Source organism: Microcoleus sp. D3_18_C4, assembly GCF_036702355.1.
In the GTDB taxonomy this organism is placed as follows: domain Bacteria; phylum Cyanobacteriota; class Cyanobacteriia; order Cyanobacteriales; family Microcoleaceae; genus Microcoleus.
In genome coordinates, this window is sequence record NZ_JAUBTF010000057.1 from 1 (window position 1) to 16,034 (window position 16,034).

14 protein-coding genes are annotated in these 16,034 nt (G+C 46.2%); 9 read left to right on the forward strand and 5 right to left on the reverse strand.

What is annotated here, in order from left to right; genetic code table 11:
* Positions 1–72: 72 nt before the first annotated feature.
* On the reverse strand, positions 73–1,272 hold the full coding sequence (locus tag QUA90_RS23530; protein WP_333448052.1) for an RNA-directed DNA polymerase: 1,200 nt from the start codon (positions 1,270–1,272) through the stop codon (positions 73–75).
* A 42-nt stretch (positions 1,273–1,314) separates the two neighbouring features.
* On the opposite strand from QUA90_RS23530, the gene QUA90_RS23535 reads away from it, so the two are divergent.
* A complete protein-coding gene (locus QUA90_RS23535) occupies positions 1,315–1,446 on the forward strand; it encodes a hypothetical protein (RefSeq protein ID WP_333435553.1) in 132 nt (43 codons plus the stop codon).
* Between the two features lie 55 nt (positions 1,447–1,501).
* Positions 1,502–1,843 carry a DUF433 domain-containing protein gene (locus QUA90_RS23540; RefSeq protein ID WP_333448054.1) on the forward strand — a complete coding sequence of 114 codons (342 nt, stop codon included), beginning with the start codon at positions 1,502–1,504 and terminating at the stop codon, positions 1,841–1,843.
* On the opposite strand, the gene QUA90_RS23545 is transcribed toward QUA90_RS23540, so the two are convergent.
* Complete coding sequence (locus tag QUA90_RS23545) at positions 1,840–1,977, reverse strand: hypothetical protein (protein ID WP_333326646.1); 138 nt, start codon at positions 1,975–1,977, stop codon at positions 1,840–1,842. The genes QUA90_RS23540 and QUA90_RS23545 overlap by 4 nt on opposite strands.
* A 76-nt stretch (positions 1,978–2,053) precedes the next feature.
* Between QUA90_RS23545 and clpP the strand changes: the two genes are divergently transcribed.
* On the forward strand, positions 2,054–2,662 hold the full coding sequence (gene clpP / locus QUA90_RS23550) for an ATP-dependent Clp endopeptidase proteolytic subunit ClpP (protein WP_006635758.1): 609 nt from the start codon (positions 2,054–2,056) through the stop codon (positions 2,660–2,662).
* Between the two features lie 216 nt (positions 2,663–2,878).
* Here clpP and QUA90_RS23555 read toward each other — a convergent pair whose 3' ends face one another.
* Positions 2,879–3,856 (reverse strand): hypothetical protein, encoded by a 978-nt coding sequence (locus QUA90_RS23555; RefSeq protein ID WP_333448056.1) that lies wholly within the window; start codon positions 3,854–3,856, stop codon positions 2,879–2,881.
* Between the two features lie 876 nt (positions 3,857–4,732).
* On the opposite strand from QUA90_RS23555, the gene QUA90_RS23560 reads away from it, so the two are divergent.
* From QUA90_RS23560 to QUA90_RS23575, 4 genes are all read left to right on the forward strand, one after another.
* On the forward strand, positions 4,733–7,099 hold the full coding sequence (locus tag QUA90_RS23560; RefSeq protein WP_333448058.1) for a ribonuclease R family protein: 2,367 nt from the start codon (positions 4,733–4,735) through the stop codon (positions 7,097–7,099).
* Positions 7,100–7,447: 348 nt separating this feature from the next.
* Positions 7,448–8,071 (forward strand): flavin prenyltransferase UbiX, encoded by a 624-nt coding sequence (locus QUA90_RS23565; protein WP_333082548.1) that lies wholly within the window; start codon positions 7,448–7,450, stop codon positions 8,069–8,071.
* Positions 8,072–8,179: 108 nt separating this feature from the next.
* Positions 8,180–9,061 carry a LapA family protein gene (locus QUA90_RS23570; RefSeq protein ID WP_333326640.1) on the forward strand — a complete coding sequence of 294 codons (882 nt, stop codon included), beginning with the start codon at positions 8,180–8,182 and terminating at the stop codon, positions 9,059–9,061.
* 22 nt (positions 9,062–9,083) lie between these two features.
* Entirely contained in the window at positions 9,084–9,635 is a 552-nt protein-coding gene (locus QUA90_RS23575) for a shikimate kinase (protein WP_333326638.1), read from the forward strand.
* Positions 9,636–10,597: 962 nt separating this feature from the next.
* Here QUA90_RS23575 and QUA90_RS23580 read toward each other — a convergent pair.
* Together QUA90_RS23580 and QUA90_RS23585 are read right to left on the reverse strand one after the other, a co-directional pair.
* Positions 10,598–11,041, reverse strand: coding sequence for a hypothetical protein (locus QUA90_RS23580; RefSeq protein WP_333326636.1), 444 nt, complete (start codon positions 11,039–11,041; stop codon positions 10,598–10,600).
* Between the two features lie 63 nt (positions 11,042–11,104).
* Positions 11,105–11,509 (reverse strand): NIL domain-containing protein, encoded by a 405-nt coding sequence (locus QUA90_RS23585; protein ID WP_333390989.1) that lies wholly within the window; start codon positions 11,507–11,509, stop codon positions 11,105–11,107.
* Positions 11,510–11,687: 178 nt separating this feature from the next.
* Between QUA90_RS23585 and QUA90_RS23590 the strand changes: the two genes are divergently transcribed.
* Both QUA90_RS23590 and QUA90_RS23595 read left to right on the forward strand, forming a co-directional pair.
* On the forward strand, positions 11,688–12,290 hold the full coding sequence (locus QUA90_RS23590; protein WP_333082553.1) for a thioredoxin family protein: 603 nt from the start codon (positions 11,688–11,690) through the stop codon (positions 12,288–12,290).
* 412 nt (positions 12,291–12,702) lie between these two features.
* Entirely contained in the window at positions 12,703–15,930 is a 3,228-nt protein-coding gene (locus QUA90_RS23595) for an efflux RND transporter permease subunit (protein WP_333448060.1), read from the forward strand.
* The last annotated feature ends 104 nt before the right edge of the window (positions 15,931–16,034 follow it).

Here is a 16,034-nt window from a genome sequence, read left to right on the forward strand (position 1 = left end):
ACTTATATTTAACTCACCTTGAATATATCGATCGCTCCTGCTAGTGGTCTGCGATCAATTATTCAGCAAACCCTAAAGAGATTCCATCTGCTGACTAAATGCTTGATTTTCAAGTTTCGCGCCTAATTTAATGCCATTCAAAAAAACACAGAATTTTTTTGCTTTATCTTCATCATCAATATCGTTTATTTTTATAACTTTCTTTGGATATTTTAAAAAATATAATTTCTCATATTGCTCACTTGCTTGTTTAGAATCAATTTCTTTAATGATTTGGGTTTTATCTAGCTTTTTTTCTGGCTGGCTTTCATTAGAACTCTCTTCTTGACAGGGCATTCCATAAATGCCACTTTTATTTGAATGTTTAATGAATTTAATAATTTGTTCTTGAGCTTCTATGATTTTGGTTTTTGAAGTATTCAAATTTAGTCCTATTTTTAGAAGAAATTCTTGTAGGATTATTAACACCTTTAATGAATCACTTTTATTGTTTGTAAAAACTCTAAAATCATCTACATATCTGCCGAAATTTATACCTAAATTGAATAATGCTTCATCCACTTCATTAAGAAATATATTAGCTATAAAGCCTTCGGCTGAATTTCCTATCGGTATACCTTGGCTATTATATGTTTCACATAATTTTCCGTCCACCATTGAATAGTAACAAGTTTTGAATTTCAATGTCCTACTAAATAGAATCATAAAATGACTTTCATTAGTTATGTTTAGTTTTTGTGAAATTGCTGACAGGAGATATTCATGAGATATAGAGTCATAAAAAGATGATATGTCGGTTTTCAGCAGACAAGTGCTATTTTCGACTTGGGCAAATTGCCAATCTATAAACTCTTGAAATCCTGCATAGTGAGGCATATATAAATATCTCTTGGAGATCTTATTTTTTATATTTCTATCAAGACGATGTGAAAAGCAATTGTGAACAAACGTAAAATCCAATAGTTCAGCTAATACAGATACAAAAATAAATTTGATTACTAAGTCTTTGAAGGGAGTGTATATCATCCTTCTGAAGAACATATCTGATTTTGGTAGATAGAATGAAAACGCAGTTTCTGGTTCATACAAACTGGGATTTTCCAGAGATGATTCAATTTCTTTAAATAATTTTTCTTTATTTTGTCTGTAGTAAGCTATTTCAATAAAGTTGCAGTAGGCATCTTCTTTGATTTGGTAGTAAATAGCATATACATAGGCTTTTTCAAAAACTTCTCTTTTCTTGAGCTGTTCAATCCAAAAATCTTTATTCATTAGTTTAATTAATTTAAATGTTACCTATCAGCAAAGGATTCAATGAGTCAGGGCAAATCCCGAACGGCGGAGGGCATCAAGGGAAGGATTGCCGATCGCACTTCTAATGATATGAGAAAAGGGCGATCGATCTTTCTAGCAAAACACCAGTTTAAGTTAAAATTGAAGGCATGAGCAAGTTTTTAGGCCGACTATCGCTCAGGAAATCTATATCCAAGTTGTCCGCACTTTGTCACTAACAGAGCGGCTGCGCTTGGCAACTCTTATCCTCAACGAGTTATCGCAGCCAAATCTCGCTGTAGTCGAGCCAAGTGATACCTGGACTGAGGAAGATTGTCTCGATTTCACAACCTTTTCTTTGCAATACGCAGCTACTATCTTTCATAGCGACCCCGATATTTTAGGTGGAAGTCCTGTCTTTATTGCTACTCGCGTCCCGATCGAGACTCTACTTGATTATCTCGAAGCTGGTGATTCGATCGATGAATTTTTCGACCATTTTGCTAGTGTCAGCGGCGATCGAGCGATTTCAGTTTTAGCAATGATACGATCGCCACATAACAACATTTAACGTTTATTGATGTCCGCTTCCTCAACATCGATCGCCCTTGGATCGGAAATCCGATCGCACCCCCGCCACAAATTCCTCAAATTACCGCCCCAACCCCGCCCAGCTAAAGGATTTTGCCGATTTCTCGATCGCACGCCACCGATCGCTAACTATAACTGAGCCCTAATCGCTAAAATTAAAAAAAGATACGTAATAGGCAGGCAGGCGTCAATGATCCCAACAGTTATAGAACAATCCGGTCGCGGCGAACGCGCCTTTGACATTTACTCGCGACTCCTGCGCGATCGCATCGTCTTCTTGGGCCAACAGGTTGACTCAGACTTGGCTAACCTGATCGTTGCCCAATTGCTATTTTTAGACGCTGAAGACCCGGAGAAAGATATTTACCTCTATATCAACTCCCCAGGGGGTTCGGTAACAGCAGGTATGGGCATTTTTGACACGATGAACCACATCCGCCCCGACATTTGCACTATTTGCCTCGGTTTGGCAGCCAGCATGGGCGCTTTCCTATTGAGTGCCGGTGCTAAAGGCAAGCGGATGAGTTTGCCTCACTCCCGGATTATGATCCACCAACCTCTCGGCGGAGCTCAAGGACAAGCAACCGATATTGAAATTCAGGCCAAAGAGATTTTGTACCACAAACGCCGCCTGAACGAACATCTTGCCAACCATACCGGTCAGCCGCTTTCCCGCATTGAAGAAGATACCGAACGGGATTTCTTCATGTCGGCTGAAGAAGCAAAGGACTACGGATTAGTCGATCAAGTGATCGATCGCCGTCCTTCCGCCAGCCGCCCGATCGCCGCTGTCGTCTAAATGAAAAGTTAAAAATCAAAAATGAAGAATATTTCCTCATTTTTGATTTTTAATTTTTAACAGTTATATAGCAGTTTTCAGTGCAGTGAATTACAGATGCTGGGGCGCATGACACGGCACAGTGTCCCGTGTTCCTACTGTATTTCCTACAATTGAAAACTGCTATATGTAGCTTTTTCTAAAAAAAAAATCACACCTAGAAACCCTACATAATTACTAGGGCAAAGATTCGAGATATTGCAGAAAATCGAGCAATTCTACTTGATTTAAGAAATGGCGCGCTTCTTTGCCATAACCTTGTTTGAGATAATCTTTTCCTTGGTTGGGAGTCCAGTTCAACCGCTTGATTTCCTCAGTAGTTCTGCTGTAGATTTCCAGATATTCTAGGAAATCTACCAACTGTTCGGTAGAAAGCTCTCTCTGAGACGACTTGCCGTAATTGTGTTCGAGACAGTCGCTTTCCTGTTTTTTCTTCCATTGCAGGCGTTTGAGGATAGCGTCTATTTGCGCGATCGTATCAGAATTATCCTCGATCGCATCGCTCGGAATTCCTACTGCGATCGGTTGCAATTCCCTGACTTCGGCCGCACCCTGTAGCAGTTCACTTTGGCTAGAAGTCGGTACCTCCAGTTCCTGAAGTGGTTCGCCGTAGCTAGAAGAAAGCCAAGCGTCCGAGTCTAACTGCTTTGGTACAAACCCAGTAGCCTCGACGCGATCGACCGTTGGTGGCAGCGGTTCCGCTACAGGTGCGATCGGCTCTTCATTTAATTTCGCTTCGGTCTTGACAAAATTGCTTGGATGTGTTTCAGGCAAGTTGTCAGCAACAGGCATTTCTAGAACCGGAAGAGGAACACTTGTCGGCCCAACAGGAACCGGAACAGCAGGAGGAGGGGGAGGGGGAGGAGCAACTGGAGCAACGGAAGCAACCGGAGCAATCGGAGCAACTGGAGCAACCGGAGCCGGATCAACACTCGCGATCGCACGATCGGGCGCAGCAAATCCAAGGACAGCGATCGCTCGCAACCGGGCGCGGTCTTCAGCATCCTCAACAGACTCAGCAGCCGACATAGCCGTAGCCAGAGTTTTGCCGTCAACCTGAATCAGACAGCGAACAACAAACTTACCGTGATGAACAGTCAGCAACTCACAAATTAACTGTCCAGCGGGATAAAGGGCGCGAAATTCAGCAAACATAATTTTTTGACCCCGAAACCAGAGGGGGCTTATGACTTAAGTGTAGTACAGCCCTGAGAAAACAATTTTCTGAAAGCACCTATTCAACATACAATAAATTAAAGGTGAGTCATCCGCGCAACCTTAAACGCCACTAAACCCCATGCCACATCCAGCGGTTTAAGCTAACAAGCATCGGGCGTCATTTCTACCTATAGGAGATGACACAGCAACTAAGCAAAAGTAGTAAAAGTCTCCGGTTTGCGTACCTGCACTTTCTACAGCACAGATTGCTCCCGGCCCGCTCGTTGCACCTCCGTCCGCAAGGACAGATCGCGTGCAAAAAACAGGGGCATCGCAGCGGCGAGCTACTAGCAATTTTGCCTTGATCCGGTAAGTTCTTTGCTAAAGCAAGAGGCAAGAGGCACTTCAAAAGGAAGAAGGAACAACGCAGAAGGAAACAAGGCAGAAGCGAGAAATGCACATTTTCTCCCTCTCCATCCCTCCATCGGCTCATCCTCGACTCAAGCCGTTGCTTTCAGTATCGAGCCATCTTTTAAGAACCGACAGAGGCTTTCTAATTCGCGAAGTGCTCGGCGCTGCTGACCTAAAAGCAAACAAACCAACGCTAAAAAATTGTATTGGGGAATAGCGTGCGGGACAGTTTTCTGCACCGTCAGCAGTCAGTTCAATACAGACAGCAGACAATTAGCACGAAGCCGGTGTCGGGAGAGAATCTCAAAAAAAACTCGCGATGAAACAAGGTGGCTGTGCTCGCGTCTCCACCTATCAACCCGCGCATTTGTTGGGAAGCAGGCACTGCGAGGGCCCGAGGGGGTGCGGCTGATTTCGCCAAAATTTAGACTAATTGCTGGAAACAAGAGGATCGATCGCTACATGGAATTTTCTATCGCTGCACTGCTGGCAAATTTTACAGAAGACAAATTAGTGGCCCCAAAAGCATTGGAGAAAAAACTCGACTGCAACGACGCCACCAGTCAACTCAAACTTCAAATCGCATTAGAAGCTCTAGAGAAAATTGGCATATTAGTCAAAGACAAAGGCCGCTATCGCCGAGTAGCTGAAGACGACGTAGTAGAAGCAAAACTGCGCTGTTCGAGCAAAGGATTTTGCTTTGCAATTCAAGACGCCGAAGGCTCAGAAGACGTTTACGTGCGGGAAAGTCACCTCTCGACAGCTTGGAATGGCGATCGAGTCTTAGTCAAAATCATCAAAGAAGGTAGCCGCCGCCGATCGCCCGAAGGCGAAGTCATGCTCATCCTCGAACGCGCCAACCCCTCGGTACTCGCGCGAGTCAAGCAAACCGCCACCCCCACCGGCCGCGTCAGCTACAGAGCAATCCCCCTGGACGATCGCCTGTTGTTTGAACTAGACTTGCTCGCAAACGGCACAAATCTCCAAGAGGCGATCGACCACCTAGTACACGTCGAAGTCAAACGCTACCCCCTCGGCACCCATCGGCCAGTCGGCAAAGTAGTACAGGTACTAGGTTCCGATGCCGAAGCTGCCGACGACCTCGACATCGTATGCTGCAAACACGACTTGCCGCGATCGTTCCCCGCCGCCGTCATCAAAGCAGCCGAAAATTTGCCCAGCAAAGTCAAAAAAACCGACATCAAAAAACGCCTAGATTTGCGTAACATTCTGACGGTTAGCTTCAGCAAAAACGAACCGGGAACAACCAATAGCGAAAACAATGCTCCTCAAGCCCAGGAGGAAAATATCTCCGAAGGAGGAGGCGAAAACGAGTTTGATCCAACATCATTCCTGTCCGATCCGCCAATAGAACGCGCTTTGTCGATCGAAACCCTGAAGCCCGGCCGCTGGCAAATAGGAATCCACATCAGCGACGCCGCCGAGTACGTGCAGCCAGAAACCCCGATCGACCGCGAAGCCCGCAAGCGAGGCACCGCCGCCCATCTGGGAGAAAAAATCATCGCCGTATTGCCAGAAACACTCAACGAGCGCTGCTCCCTGCTGCCAGACACAGAACGGCTGGCCTTCAGCATACTGCTCACCCTCGACCAATCAGGAGAACTCCTAGAATACGAAATTCAAACTAGCGTCATTCAAATTGACTACCACCTCACCTACGAGCAAGCTCAAGCAATTCTCGAACCAAGCAATGCCGAAGAGCACCCTTTATCTTCCGCCCTCCGTCCTTTCCTCGATCAAATCGGGGCCGCCTCACAGGCAGCCAGACAGACAAGGCTCAAGCGAGGAGCTTTTGAACTAAATTTGCCTGATGCTAACTCTCACTTCGACGACGAAGGCGAATTAGGAGCTTTTGCAACAGCTCCCCCCGTTCAGTCGGCTGTCTCCGAGTTGGTCGTACTCGCCAACCAAGCTGTCGCCACCCACCTGCAAGCCTTGGGAGTCCCAGCAATTTACCGTGTCCAGCCGATGCCAGATCCGGCAGACATTCAAGAGTTCATCAAACTCTCGAACAACCTCGGAGGCGAACTGTATCTCGAAACCGAAGAAGAAGTTTTGCCCTTGGACTTTCAGCGATTTACCCAGCAGTTTGCCGGCCTTAAGTCCGAAAGAGTTCTCACCTACCTGCTCGAAGACACCATGAAGCCCGCTGTTTACAGCACCACTGCCAAGCCGCACTTCGGTTTGGGGCTGTCAGAGGGTTACACACGGTGCACTTCGCCGCTTTCCCGCTACGCCGATTTGCTGGTGCTGCGGGTGTTGCAAGCGGTGTTCGAGCAAGGCCGCAGCAGCCGCACAACACGGGCTAAGGAAAAAGTTGACTTGCACCATTCCTCCTGTCACGGTCAAATTACTTGGAATGTTCTCCCGCCAGATTTGCACCACGAATTTGAGACAGAGTTTGCATCGGCCGTGGTACACCTGACGGAACGCGAAAGGGTTGCTGAGGACGCTGAAAGCGATTTGCAGGGATTGAAGAAAACCGGATTGATGAAAGAACGCACCGGTCAAACTTTCCAGGGTTTGATTACAGGTGTACAGTCTTACGGTTTCTTTGTGGAAATTGAGGTGCGACCACCGGAGAGCGACATCCTGCGTGTTGAGGGATTGGTGCACGTTTCTTCGCTGAAGGATGATTGGTACGAATATCGATCGCGCCAGCAAACTCTGGTGGGCCGCAAAAACCGCAATCAGTACCGTTTGGGCGATCGGGTAGAAGTTCAAGTCAAGAGTGTTGACTACTACCGCCAGCAAATTGATTTAGTTGCAGTTGGGGGCGGCAGCCAAGCTTTTGATGATGATGAATAATCTGTTGACTGTTGACAGTTGACAGTTAACTTTTCTCAATACTTAGTTGTCATTATCGGGCAACTAAGTATTAACAAGTGGGCGCCCAACTATACTCAGCAATCATCAATAAACAATTAATGACTAATATCCAATCCGGTACAATTTATATAATTAATCTGCGTTGATCTGTGTTAATCTGCCTGTATCTGCGGTGAAAAAAAGAGAATTTGTTAGCCGCAGATGACAAGGGATAGACGCTGATTCACGCAGATTAACAGAAGAGAGATATGAATAATTCCAATGCTAACAAATTTGAGCTAACAACTAATTACTAGCAACACTCAACCGTCAACTAACAAATAACTAATGACGAATAACTACCCCCTCATTGTAGGAGTTACCGGTGCATCGGGACTGATTTATGCGGTGCGAACTCTCAAATATTTGTTGGAAGCCGATCGCGCGATCGAACTGGTAGCATCGAAATCTACTTACATGGTTTGGCAAAGCGAACAGAACACGCGAATGCCCGCCGAACCGACGCTTCAAGAGGAATTCTGGCGGGAACAAGCAGGAGTCGCCACAATGGGTAAACTTCGGTGTCATCCTTGGCAAGATGTCGGTGCTAATATTGCTAGTGGCTCCTTTCGTACCCAAGGGATGATCATTATTCCCTGTAGCATGAGTACGCTGGGCAAATTGGCGGCTGGCTTGAGCTCGGATTTGCTTGAAAGAGCGGCCGACGTTCAGCTCAAGGAAGGGCGAAAATTGGTACTCGTGCCTCGCGAAACGCCTTTTAGCTTGATCCACCTGCGGAATTTGACTACCTTGGCGGAAGCTGGAGCTAGAATTGTACCAGCGATTCCTGCTTGGTATCACAATCCGCAAACTATTGAAGATTTGGTAGACTTTGTGGTGGCTCGCGCTTTAGACCAGTTGGGGATTGATTGCGTTCCTCTCAAACGCTGGAAGGAAGAAGAAGGGAGTTAGTTGACAGTTGACAGTTGACAGTTGACAGTTTGTTATTGATGATTTGTTAGTTTTAATTAGCAATTCCCAATTAGCAATTACCAATTACCAATTACCAATATTTTTAATATGCGACTTGTATTTTTGCTAGTAATTGTGTTGGGGTTAACTATTTTTGCCCTGCAAAATGTGGAGCCAGCATTGTCTCTGGTATTTTTGGGAGTTCGATCGCCTGCTTTGCCTTTATCTATCTGGATTTTGCTGAGCCTGGCGATGGGAGCTGTCACATCTTTATTGATTTCTGGTTTGCTGGCTTTTTCAAATTACCTATCTCTAACGGCAGACCGCGCCGGCAGATCCAGTCGCAGCCGTCCCGATACTTTCCCAGAGGACAGGAGAACGCCTTACACGCCGCCTCCCCCTCCTAGAAAGCTGGAAATTGACCCGGATCTGAATAGGGAAAATAGCCAAACTCAGGCTGCTGGTTCCTACCGAACTGAGTACGGCTCGTCGGCGGGTTACAGTGCCCGGACTTTCCAGCAAGAAACTCCGAAGCCTGATGGGGCGAAGGATTACGCTCAACCGGGGACTTATGCAGCAGACGATGAGGACGATTGGGTCTCAGATGGCTCAAAATCCGGCTCTCAAGGGGGTGATGACGATTGGGGGGACGATCGCGATTTTCCCGATCAACCGCAGGTCAATGATGTTCCAGCGGCAAATCCGAGGGCTTACGAAGCTCAGCAGGAACCAAAAAGCAAATCTTGGGCTGGCTCAGTATATTCTTACGGCTATAGAGATCCGAGCCAGTCTGGGGTGGGACAAACTGAGTCTGTATACGATGCCGAGTATCGGGTGATCGTTCCTCCGGGAGGGGACATTCCTAAACCCGCTGATGAAGCACCAATAAATCCTCTTGCAGAAGCAGATGAGGATTGGGGATTGGATGAGGGTGATGAGTTTGATGACGATGATGGCCTCAGTGGCAGATCGATTAACCTGAAAAAATAGAAAAATATCGGAGGATTTGGCAGTGGATGGGTTGAGGGGAGTAAATATCTATCTTGTGGGGATGATGGGTGCGGGGAAAACAACGGTAGGGCGGATTTTGGCAAAAAAATTAAAATACCGTTTTTTTGATACTGATGAACTAATTGTTCGAGTTGCTAATCAGTCAATTGCTGAGATTTTTGATCGAGAAGGGGAAGAGGCTTTTCGGGAACTAGAAACTAAAGTGCTCGGCGAATTGTCTGCGTATCAAAATTCGGTCGTGGCTACGGGCGGTGGCATTGTGACGCGATCGATGAATTGGGGTTACTTGCACTACGGTGTAGTAGTTTGGCTGGATGTGCCTGTAGATCAATTGTACGATCGACTGCGTTCAGACACCGCTCGACCCCTACTGCAGGAGGGCGAGATCAAATCTAAGCTGCAAAGCCTTTTGAAAGAGCGAGAGCGTTTCTACACTCAAGCAGATGTCCGAGTCTATGCTGGTGTGGGGGAAAGGCCTGAAGCCGTCGCGACTAGGGCGATGGAGGAAATCCAAAAAGTTATCAAATCAGAAACCGGGCCTGATCTCAATTGATACATTCAGAAACCGGGTTTGTGGGAAAATAACAGGTTTTTGAAGACTTTTGATATTAGTTCCCAAAAATAATGCAACCCTAAGCAAGCTCCAAACCACCAGCTTCATCAGTTATTCCCCAAATCTAAAATCTAAAATCTAAAATCTAAAATTGTATGACTTCGGTAAAAATACTGATTTTTGTCTGAGTGTGTCCGTTTAACTACCCCATATTTTGAAATCCACCGGGTTTGAGTGGATGTAATGCGTAAGTTTTATAGGTATGAGGATGTGGCGATGTGGAGATTTTATACAAGAACTAATGCCAGAATCATCTGATTCGTTAAAGCCGGCTATTGAGTTATCCCTAAAAATAAAATGGCCCCACCGCTGAAGGGCTGTAGGGCGCAAGGACAGTTAAACGCTAACTTGATTGTCGGGAAATTTAGCATCAATGATACCCTGCTATGTGACGATTTTACGATCGTCCATTCACTCATCAACTCTCCCGTATCAAAAAATGTAACCCAGCACCGATCGAATTCAACCTGTCCTATTCTAAAAACAATACCTCATGCATTCTGACTAGCAGCTCCCTAAAGCTGCTTTTTTATTGCAATCGAGTTTTTGCCTGCCCGACTTGCGGACTCTTGGGCATAACATTTTGAGCAACAGTGGCTAAACCTCAATACTCCCATAGCGGTTTTCAGTTCCCCTCCAGGTTCGTCGTTAATTGGTAATTGGTAATGGGGAATGGGTAGTTGGGAATGGGGCATTGGTAACAACCAACGGGGAATCAGCCATTGACAAGCTGTACCTCACCAGGCTTGAAAACTGCTATGATTACGGCGCGGAAGGGGAATTAATCCGGGAGGGGGATTAAAAAAAAATAAGCTGTATTTATTGATGGGCGCTCTGATAGTTTTGGGCTAAATCTGCGTTACGAGTTATAGAATTTGGTTGGTTGAATTTCCCGTTCCTCATTAAGAGAATACGAGCCTGCCTGTTTTTAACCAAAACTCGCTCGCTCCCCCCAGCGCCACACCTGTTAAAGAAATGGTAGCTAATACCGCAAAAGCCCGCCAATTCTTCCAACCAGATATTTGAATATCGAGTCTTGCCAAAGCTCCGGCTGAAATCAAGAGTAAACAAGTAGCAAAAAGGTGCAGCCAAGCAAAAACTACCACTGCCACAAAAGCTCCTACAATAATAGAAAGAAAAGCACCGATATCACTCGAAAACCACCGCATGATTAATGCTTTTATGTCTCTCAGCGGGAACGACAAGGCGGCCGCCAACACTAGAATTGAAGCTATGGCTAGAAACCAAGTCAGGTGCGGGGGAACATCAAACTCTGATAATTTCCAGCCAAAAGTGAAATAAGTAACAAAAAGTAGAGTTAGGGAAACCCAAGAGTTTTTTTTCATCCAATGGCACAATTAGGAGAACCAGGGAAAAAAGATGATGCTTCCGATGAGTGTGTACAGTTTCTAGAGGTTAGTAGAAATAGCTTGCACCGGACAAGTAGGGATGCACTGCTCGCAAACGATACACCGCGATCGAGCAAAACTTAGTTTAAAGCTTTCTGGGTCAAGGGTCAAGGCTTCCGTCGGGCAAACTCCCGTACACAAACCGCAGTGAACACAGCTATCTTCGTCTATGAGTATTTCCCGACTGGCTAGGGAAACGCCGATATTTTGCGATCGCATCCAGTCGATCGCCGCTTCTAGTTGGTCGATATCCCCTGATAACTCTAGCACCAGTTTGCCCACTTGATTCGGAGCTACCTGAGCACGGATAATGTTGGCTGCAACATTAAAATCCTTTGCCAGTCGATAGGTGACAGGCATTTGGATCGATCGTTGGGGAAACGTCAGTGTTACCCGTTTTTTCACCCTGCAAGTCCTCGGTAATTTACAAACAATCTTTGTTATCTTATGTTTTAGCGCACTTAATCTAATTACTGCCTTTAGCACAAATTTTTATGAAATGGGTCTGATTATCTCAAAATGTGCTATAATCTGAATCTATTATTTAAAATAAAAACATAGAAATCAAAGCGCAATTTATTTTATGACCCAGAATTCGCCCAAGTCAACGGTCGCCCCCGTCGCCAAAAATCCCGAAACAAAAGTCGCCACGCGCCTCAGAAACTTATTGATCGTGTTAACAGCGATCGCCCTTTCAATATCCATCTTCTTCGGGCTGCAAACCCAAACGCCGTCAAGCAGTCTCACCGACATGGCAAAAGCTTCAACGCCATTAGAAACAGCTTTGGTAAATGGGAAACCTACACTCATGGAATTTTATGCTAATTGGTGCGGTAGCTGTCAGGCAATGGCTAACGATTTGAGCGAAATTAAACAGAAATACGCCGAACCGCTAAATTTTGTGATGCTGAATGTAGACAATGACAAATGGCTGCCAGAAATTACCAAATATCGAGTAGACGGCATTCCGCACTTTGTCTACTTGAACGATAAAGGCAGCGCCGTTGCTGAAACGATGGGCGAAATGCCGCGCAGTATTATGGAAGCTAACTTAGAAGCTTTAATTGCAGGAAAACCTCTGCCACACGCCCAAGCTGGCGGTCAAGTTTCTAATTTTACTCCCCCCACAGGGCCTGTGAAAACAAGTAGCTCCGACCCCCGCGTCCACGGCTCTCAAGTACAGTAAAAGAAGGAAGAAGCAAGAAGCAAGAAGGAAGAAGGAAGAGGGAAAAGGGAAGAAGACTTTAGGAACAGGCAAGATGCCTGTTCCACAAGAAAGTTTATTTGTTGTGGAACAGGCATCTTGCCTGTTCCTGATGGCGATAACTTACAGAGATTCAAAATCCCCTCGCAATTTCTGCCAATCTGCATTTTGGGCGATAGACTACCTCTAAAGGAATATTCAAAAAAACATTTTTGACAATTTATTAAAATTTATTATACTACTTGTCAGGTGCAGAGCGTAAATATTCTCTCACTGCCTATACAAAATAAAGCCTGAGCGAAAACAATTTGGTCGCCAGCCCCGCGATTCATTCCTTTGCAGGCTGGCTGACTGGGTAAACTTTTCAATTCAAAAATCTAAAATCTCAAATCAAATGACCCCCGACAAACCCGGATTCAGCATTAGCGCGACCGCGATTCGTCGCCACATCGGCACCCTCATGCTGACACTTGCGATTATAGTCGTGGGCATTTTCTACATCACCCAACTGCCCGTTGACTTGCTGCCCTCCATCACCTATCCCCGCATCAGCGTGCGGTTAGACGCCCCCGGAATCTCGCCAGAAGTTGCAGTTGACGAAATTACCCGCCCCCTCGAACAAGGACTTTCAGCGACAGAAGGAGTCACGCAAGTTTTTTCCCGCACTCGCGAAGGACAAGTCAGCGTCGATTTATTCTTCAGACCAGGAGGCGACATCAACCAAGCCCTCAACGACGCGACAGCCTCCGTCAACCGCATCCGCAACCGACTTCCCGATACAGTTGAATCGCCGAATCTGTTTAAATTTGACCCTTCTCAACAGCCGGTTTACGAATTTGCCCTGACTTCAGACTCGCGACAAGGGGTAGATTTGCGGGTATTTGCCGATGACGAATTAGCCAGGGAAATTAACGTTATTCCCGGAGTAGCTTCCGTTGACGTTTCCGGCGGCGTTCAAGAAGAAATTCAAGTTAATATTGACCTGAACCGGCTGCAAAGTTTAGGAGTTAATCTTAATGACGTTTTTAATGCTTTGCGTTCGCGCAATTTAGACACTTCCGGCGGCCGGCTGCGGCAAGAATCTAACGAACCGCTGACGCGCACAATCGGTCGCTTTAGAACCGCCTCTGAAATTGCCAATCTTTCCTTTCAAGTATCCGGTTCCAACCCGCCAAAACGAGTTTACCTGCGCGATTTTGCTCAAGTCAATGACGGCACGGAAGAACAGCGAGTCAAAGTTTTTCTCAATCAAAAACCTGCCGTTAAAATTAGCATCTTAAAACAGCCGGACGCCAACACAATTACTGTTGTAGACGGAGTTAAAAATCGCATCAAAGAAATGCAGGAGTCCGGCTTAATTTCTGCAGACATGACCGTAGTTACTACCTTAGACGAATCCCGATTTATCCGCAATTCCTTAGCGGATGTGGCGAATGCGGGGGTTTCAGGCGCAGTGCTGGCTGCGATCGCAGTTTTGTTCTTTTTAGGTTCCCTCCGACAAACCCTGATTATTTCTTTGACTATTCCCCTGTGTACTCTAGCAGCCATTATTTTAATGCGGCTGTTCGGCTTGTCCCTGAACTTGTTTAGTTTAGGCGGTTTAGCGTTAGGAATCGGTCAGGCGATCGACACCAGCGTAGTTATTTTAGAAAATATTGTAGTCGGTCTAGACAGCAACCCTCATCTGAAAAAAGGCAGAATCAAAGATCGAAAAGAACGCACGATAGAAGAGTCAGTATTGCGGAGTGAAGAAGTAGAATCAGCAATGGTTGCTTCCACAGCAGCCAACTTAGTATCAGTGCTGCCATTTTTGCTGATCGGCGGCTTCTTTTCTCTGCTATTTAACGAATTAATTTTGACAATTAGCTTTGCAGTAGCAGCATCTCTGCTAGTAGCTTTAACGGTAGTGCCGATGCTGACTTCTCGCCTGATGGGAATGTCTTATTCCAGCAATATCAGTCAGTTCGGGCCGATCAAACATTTCAACCGCGGCTTTGAGAACGGTACGCGGGCTTACGGTTCGATGCTGTCAAAAGTTCTGAGTTTGCGGTTAATTATCATTGCACTTGCTTTTGTGATTTTAGGCGGTGGCACTTGGGTGATGGCGGGTCAAATTCCCCAAGAAATTTTGCCGAGAGTTAATACAAGTCAAGCCAGATTATTTGCTTCGTTTCCTCCGGGGACTAACTTGGAAACCAATCAAAAAGTGATTGCAGCAGCCGATAAACTTCTGCTCGCACAGCCAGAAACAGACTACACTTTAACGACAGCAGGGGGGCTGCTTTTCGGCAACAATACGGTGGAAAATTTGCTCCGGGGAAGCAGCACAATTACGCTAAAACCAGGTACGAATACCACCAATTTTACGGAGAGAATGACGGAGGAATTTAAAAAACTTGACCTTCCTAAAGGAACTCGTCTGCGGCTAGTTCCAGAATCGATTAGGGGTTTAGTTTTAACTAATTCTCCCGTGCGGGGTGGCGAAATTGATGTCGTGGTTCAGGGGGAAACTGAAGAATCATTGGAGGAAGCAGGCCGTCAGATATTAAAAGAATTAGATGAGAAGGTAAAATTAGCCCGGTTTCGGCCGGAGGCAGACGCGCCGCAGTCAGAGGTACAAATTCGTCCAGACTGGGAAAAGGCCGCTGTGTACGGGCTGACAGCCCAAGATATTGGGGAGACAATTCAGACAGCAATTGAAGGTGCTGTTCCCACTCAGTTGCAGCGGGGAAACCGATTAATAGATGTGCGGGTGCAGTTCGATCGCAATTCTGTAAAAAATACTTCCCAACTCGGGCAAATTCCCTTATCTGGCGGCAATAATACCATCATCCGTTTAAGCGACGTGGCCAATATTACGATCGGCAAAGCGCCGGCAGAAATTCAGCGCCTCAATCAGCGGCAAGTCTTCTTAGTTGTCGGAAACTTGAATAAGGGTGCAAGTCTGGGCGATGCTGTCCAGCAAGTGGATGCAGTTTTATCAGAACTTAAGTTGCCGCCCGGAGTAAGAATTCTGCCGAGTTCGGCTGCTGAAACTAATGAACAATTGCAAACTTCTCTCAAGCTGTTGGGGGGATTGGCGACTTTTCTAGTGTTTGTAGCGATGGCGGTGCAGTACAATTCTCTGGTTGACCCGCTGGTGATTTTGCTGACAGTGCCGCTGGCGTTGGCGGCGGGAGTATTTGGGCTTTATGTGACCAAAACTGCGATCGGTGCGACGGTGATGATCGGTGCAATTTTGCTCGTGGGAATTGTGGTGAATAACGGCATCATTATGATCGAGTTGGCGAACCAAATTCTGGAAGAGGAAAAGGTCGATCGCACAACAGCAATTCTCAGGGCGGCACCTCAGCGCTTGCGGCCGATTTTGATGACAACTATTACTACAGTTTTGGGTTTATTTCCCCTAGCTTTGGGCATTGGAGAGGGTTCGGAATTCTTGCAACCACTGGGTGTGGTGGTGTTTTCCGGTTTGTCGCTGGCAACTTTGCTGACGCTGTTTATTATTCCGTGTTTCTATATTTTGCTGCACGACTTCTTTGGGATGTTTGCAGCGAAGAAGAAACCGCAGACAGTTGCTATTCCTGTGCAGAAGGCGGGGAGAAAGAATGCGAATTTGTAAAATGTAGCGTCAGCTTTTTACGCACTGGCCCGCAATCCGGCAGGGGTTTAAACCCCTGCCTCAAAGCTCAAGTCGGTTAAAACCGACTGTAGATTTTGACGGGA

Coding starts and splice junctions, on each gene's coding strand:
- QUA90_RS23530 (WP_333448052.1), bottom strand. CDS start 1,272: ATGAATAAAGATTTTTGGATTGAACAGCTCAAGAAAAGAGAAGTTTTT.
- QUA90_RS23565 (WP_333082548.1), top strand. CDS start 7,448: ATGACGAATAACTACCCCCTCATTGTAGGAGTTACCGGTGCATCGGGA.
- QUA90_RS23535 (WP_333435553.1), top strand. CDS start 1,315: ATGAGTCAGGGCAAATCCCGAACGGCGGAGGGCATCAAGGGAAGGATT.
- QUA90_RS23560 (WP_333448058.1), top strand. CDS start 4,733: ATGGAATTTTCTATCGCTGCACTGCTGGCAAATTTTACAGAAGACAAA.
- QUA90_RS23590 (WP_333082553.1), top strand. CDS start 11,688: ATGACCCAGAATTCGCCCAAGTCAACGGTCGCCCCCGTCGCCAAAAAT.
- QUA90_RS23555 (WP_333448056.1), bottom strand. CDS start 3,856: ATGTTTGCTGAATTTCGCGCCCTTTATCCCGCTGGACAGTTAATTTGT.
- QUA90_RS23570 (WP_333326640.1), top strand. CDS start 8,180: ATGCGACTTGTATTTTTGCTAGTAATTGTGTTGGGGTTAACTATTTTT.
- QUA90_RS23595 (WP_333448060.1), top strand. CDS start 12,703: ATGACCCCCGACAAACCCGGATTCAGCATTAGCGCGACCGCGATTCGT.
- QUA90_RS23580 (WP_333326636.1), bottom strand. CDS start 11,041: ATGAAAAAAAACTCTTGGGTTTCCCTAACTCTACTTTTTGTTACTTAT.
- clpP (WP_006635758.1), top strand. CDS start 2,054: ATGATCCCAACAGTTATAGAACAATCCGGTCGCGGCGAACGCGCCTTT.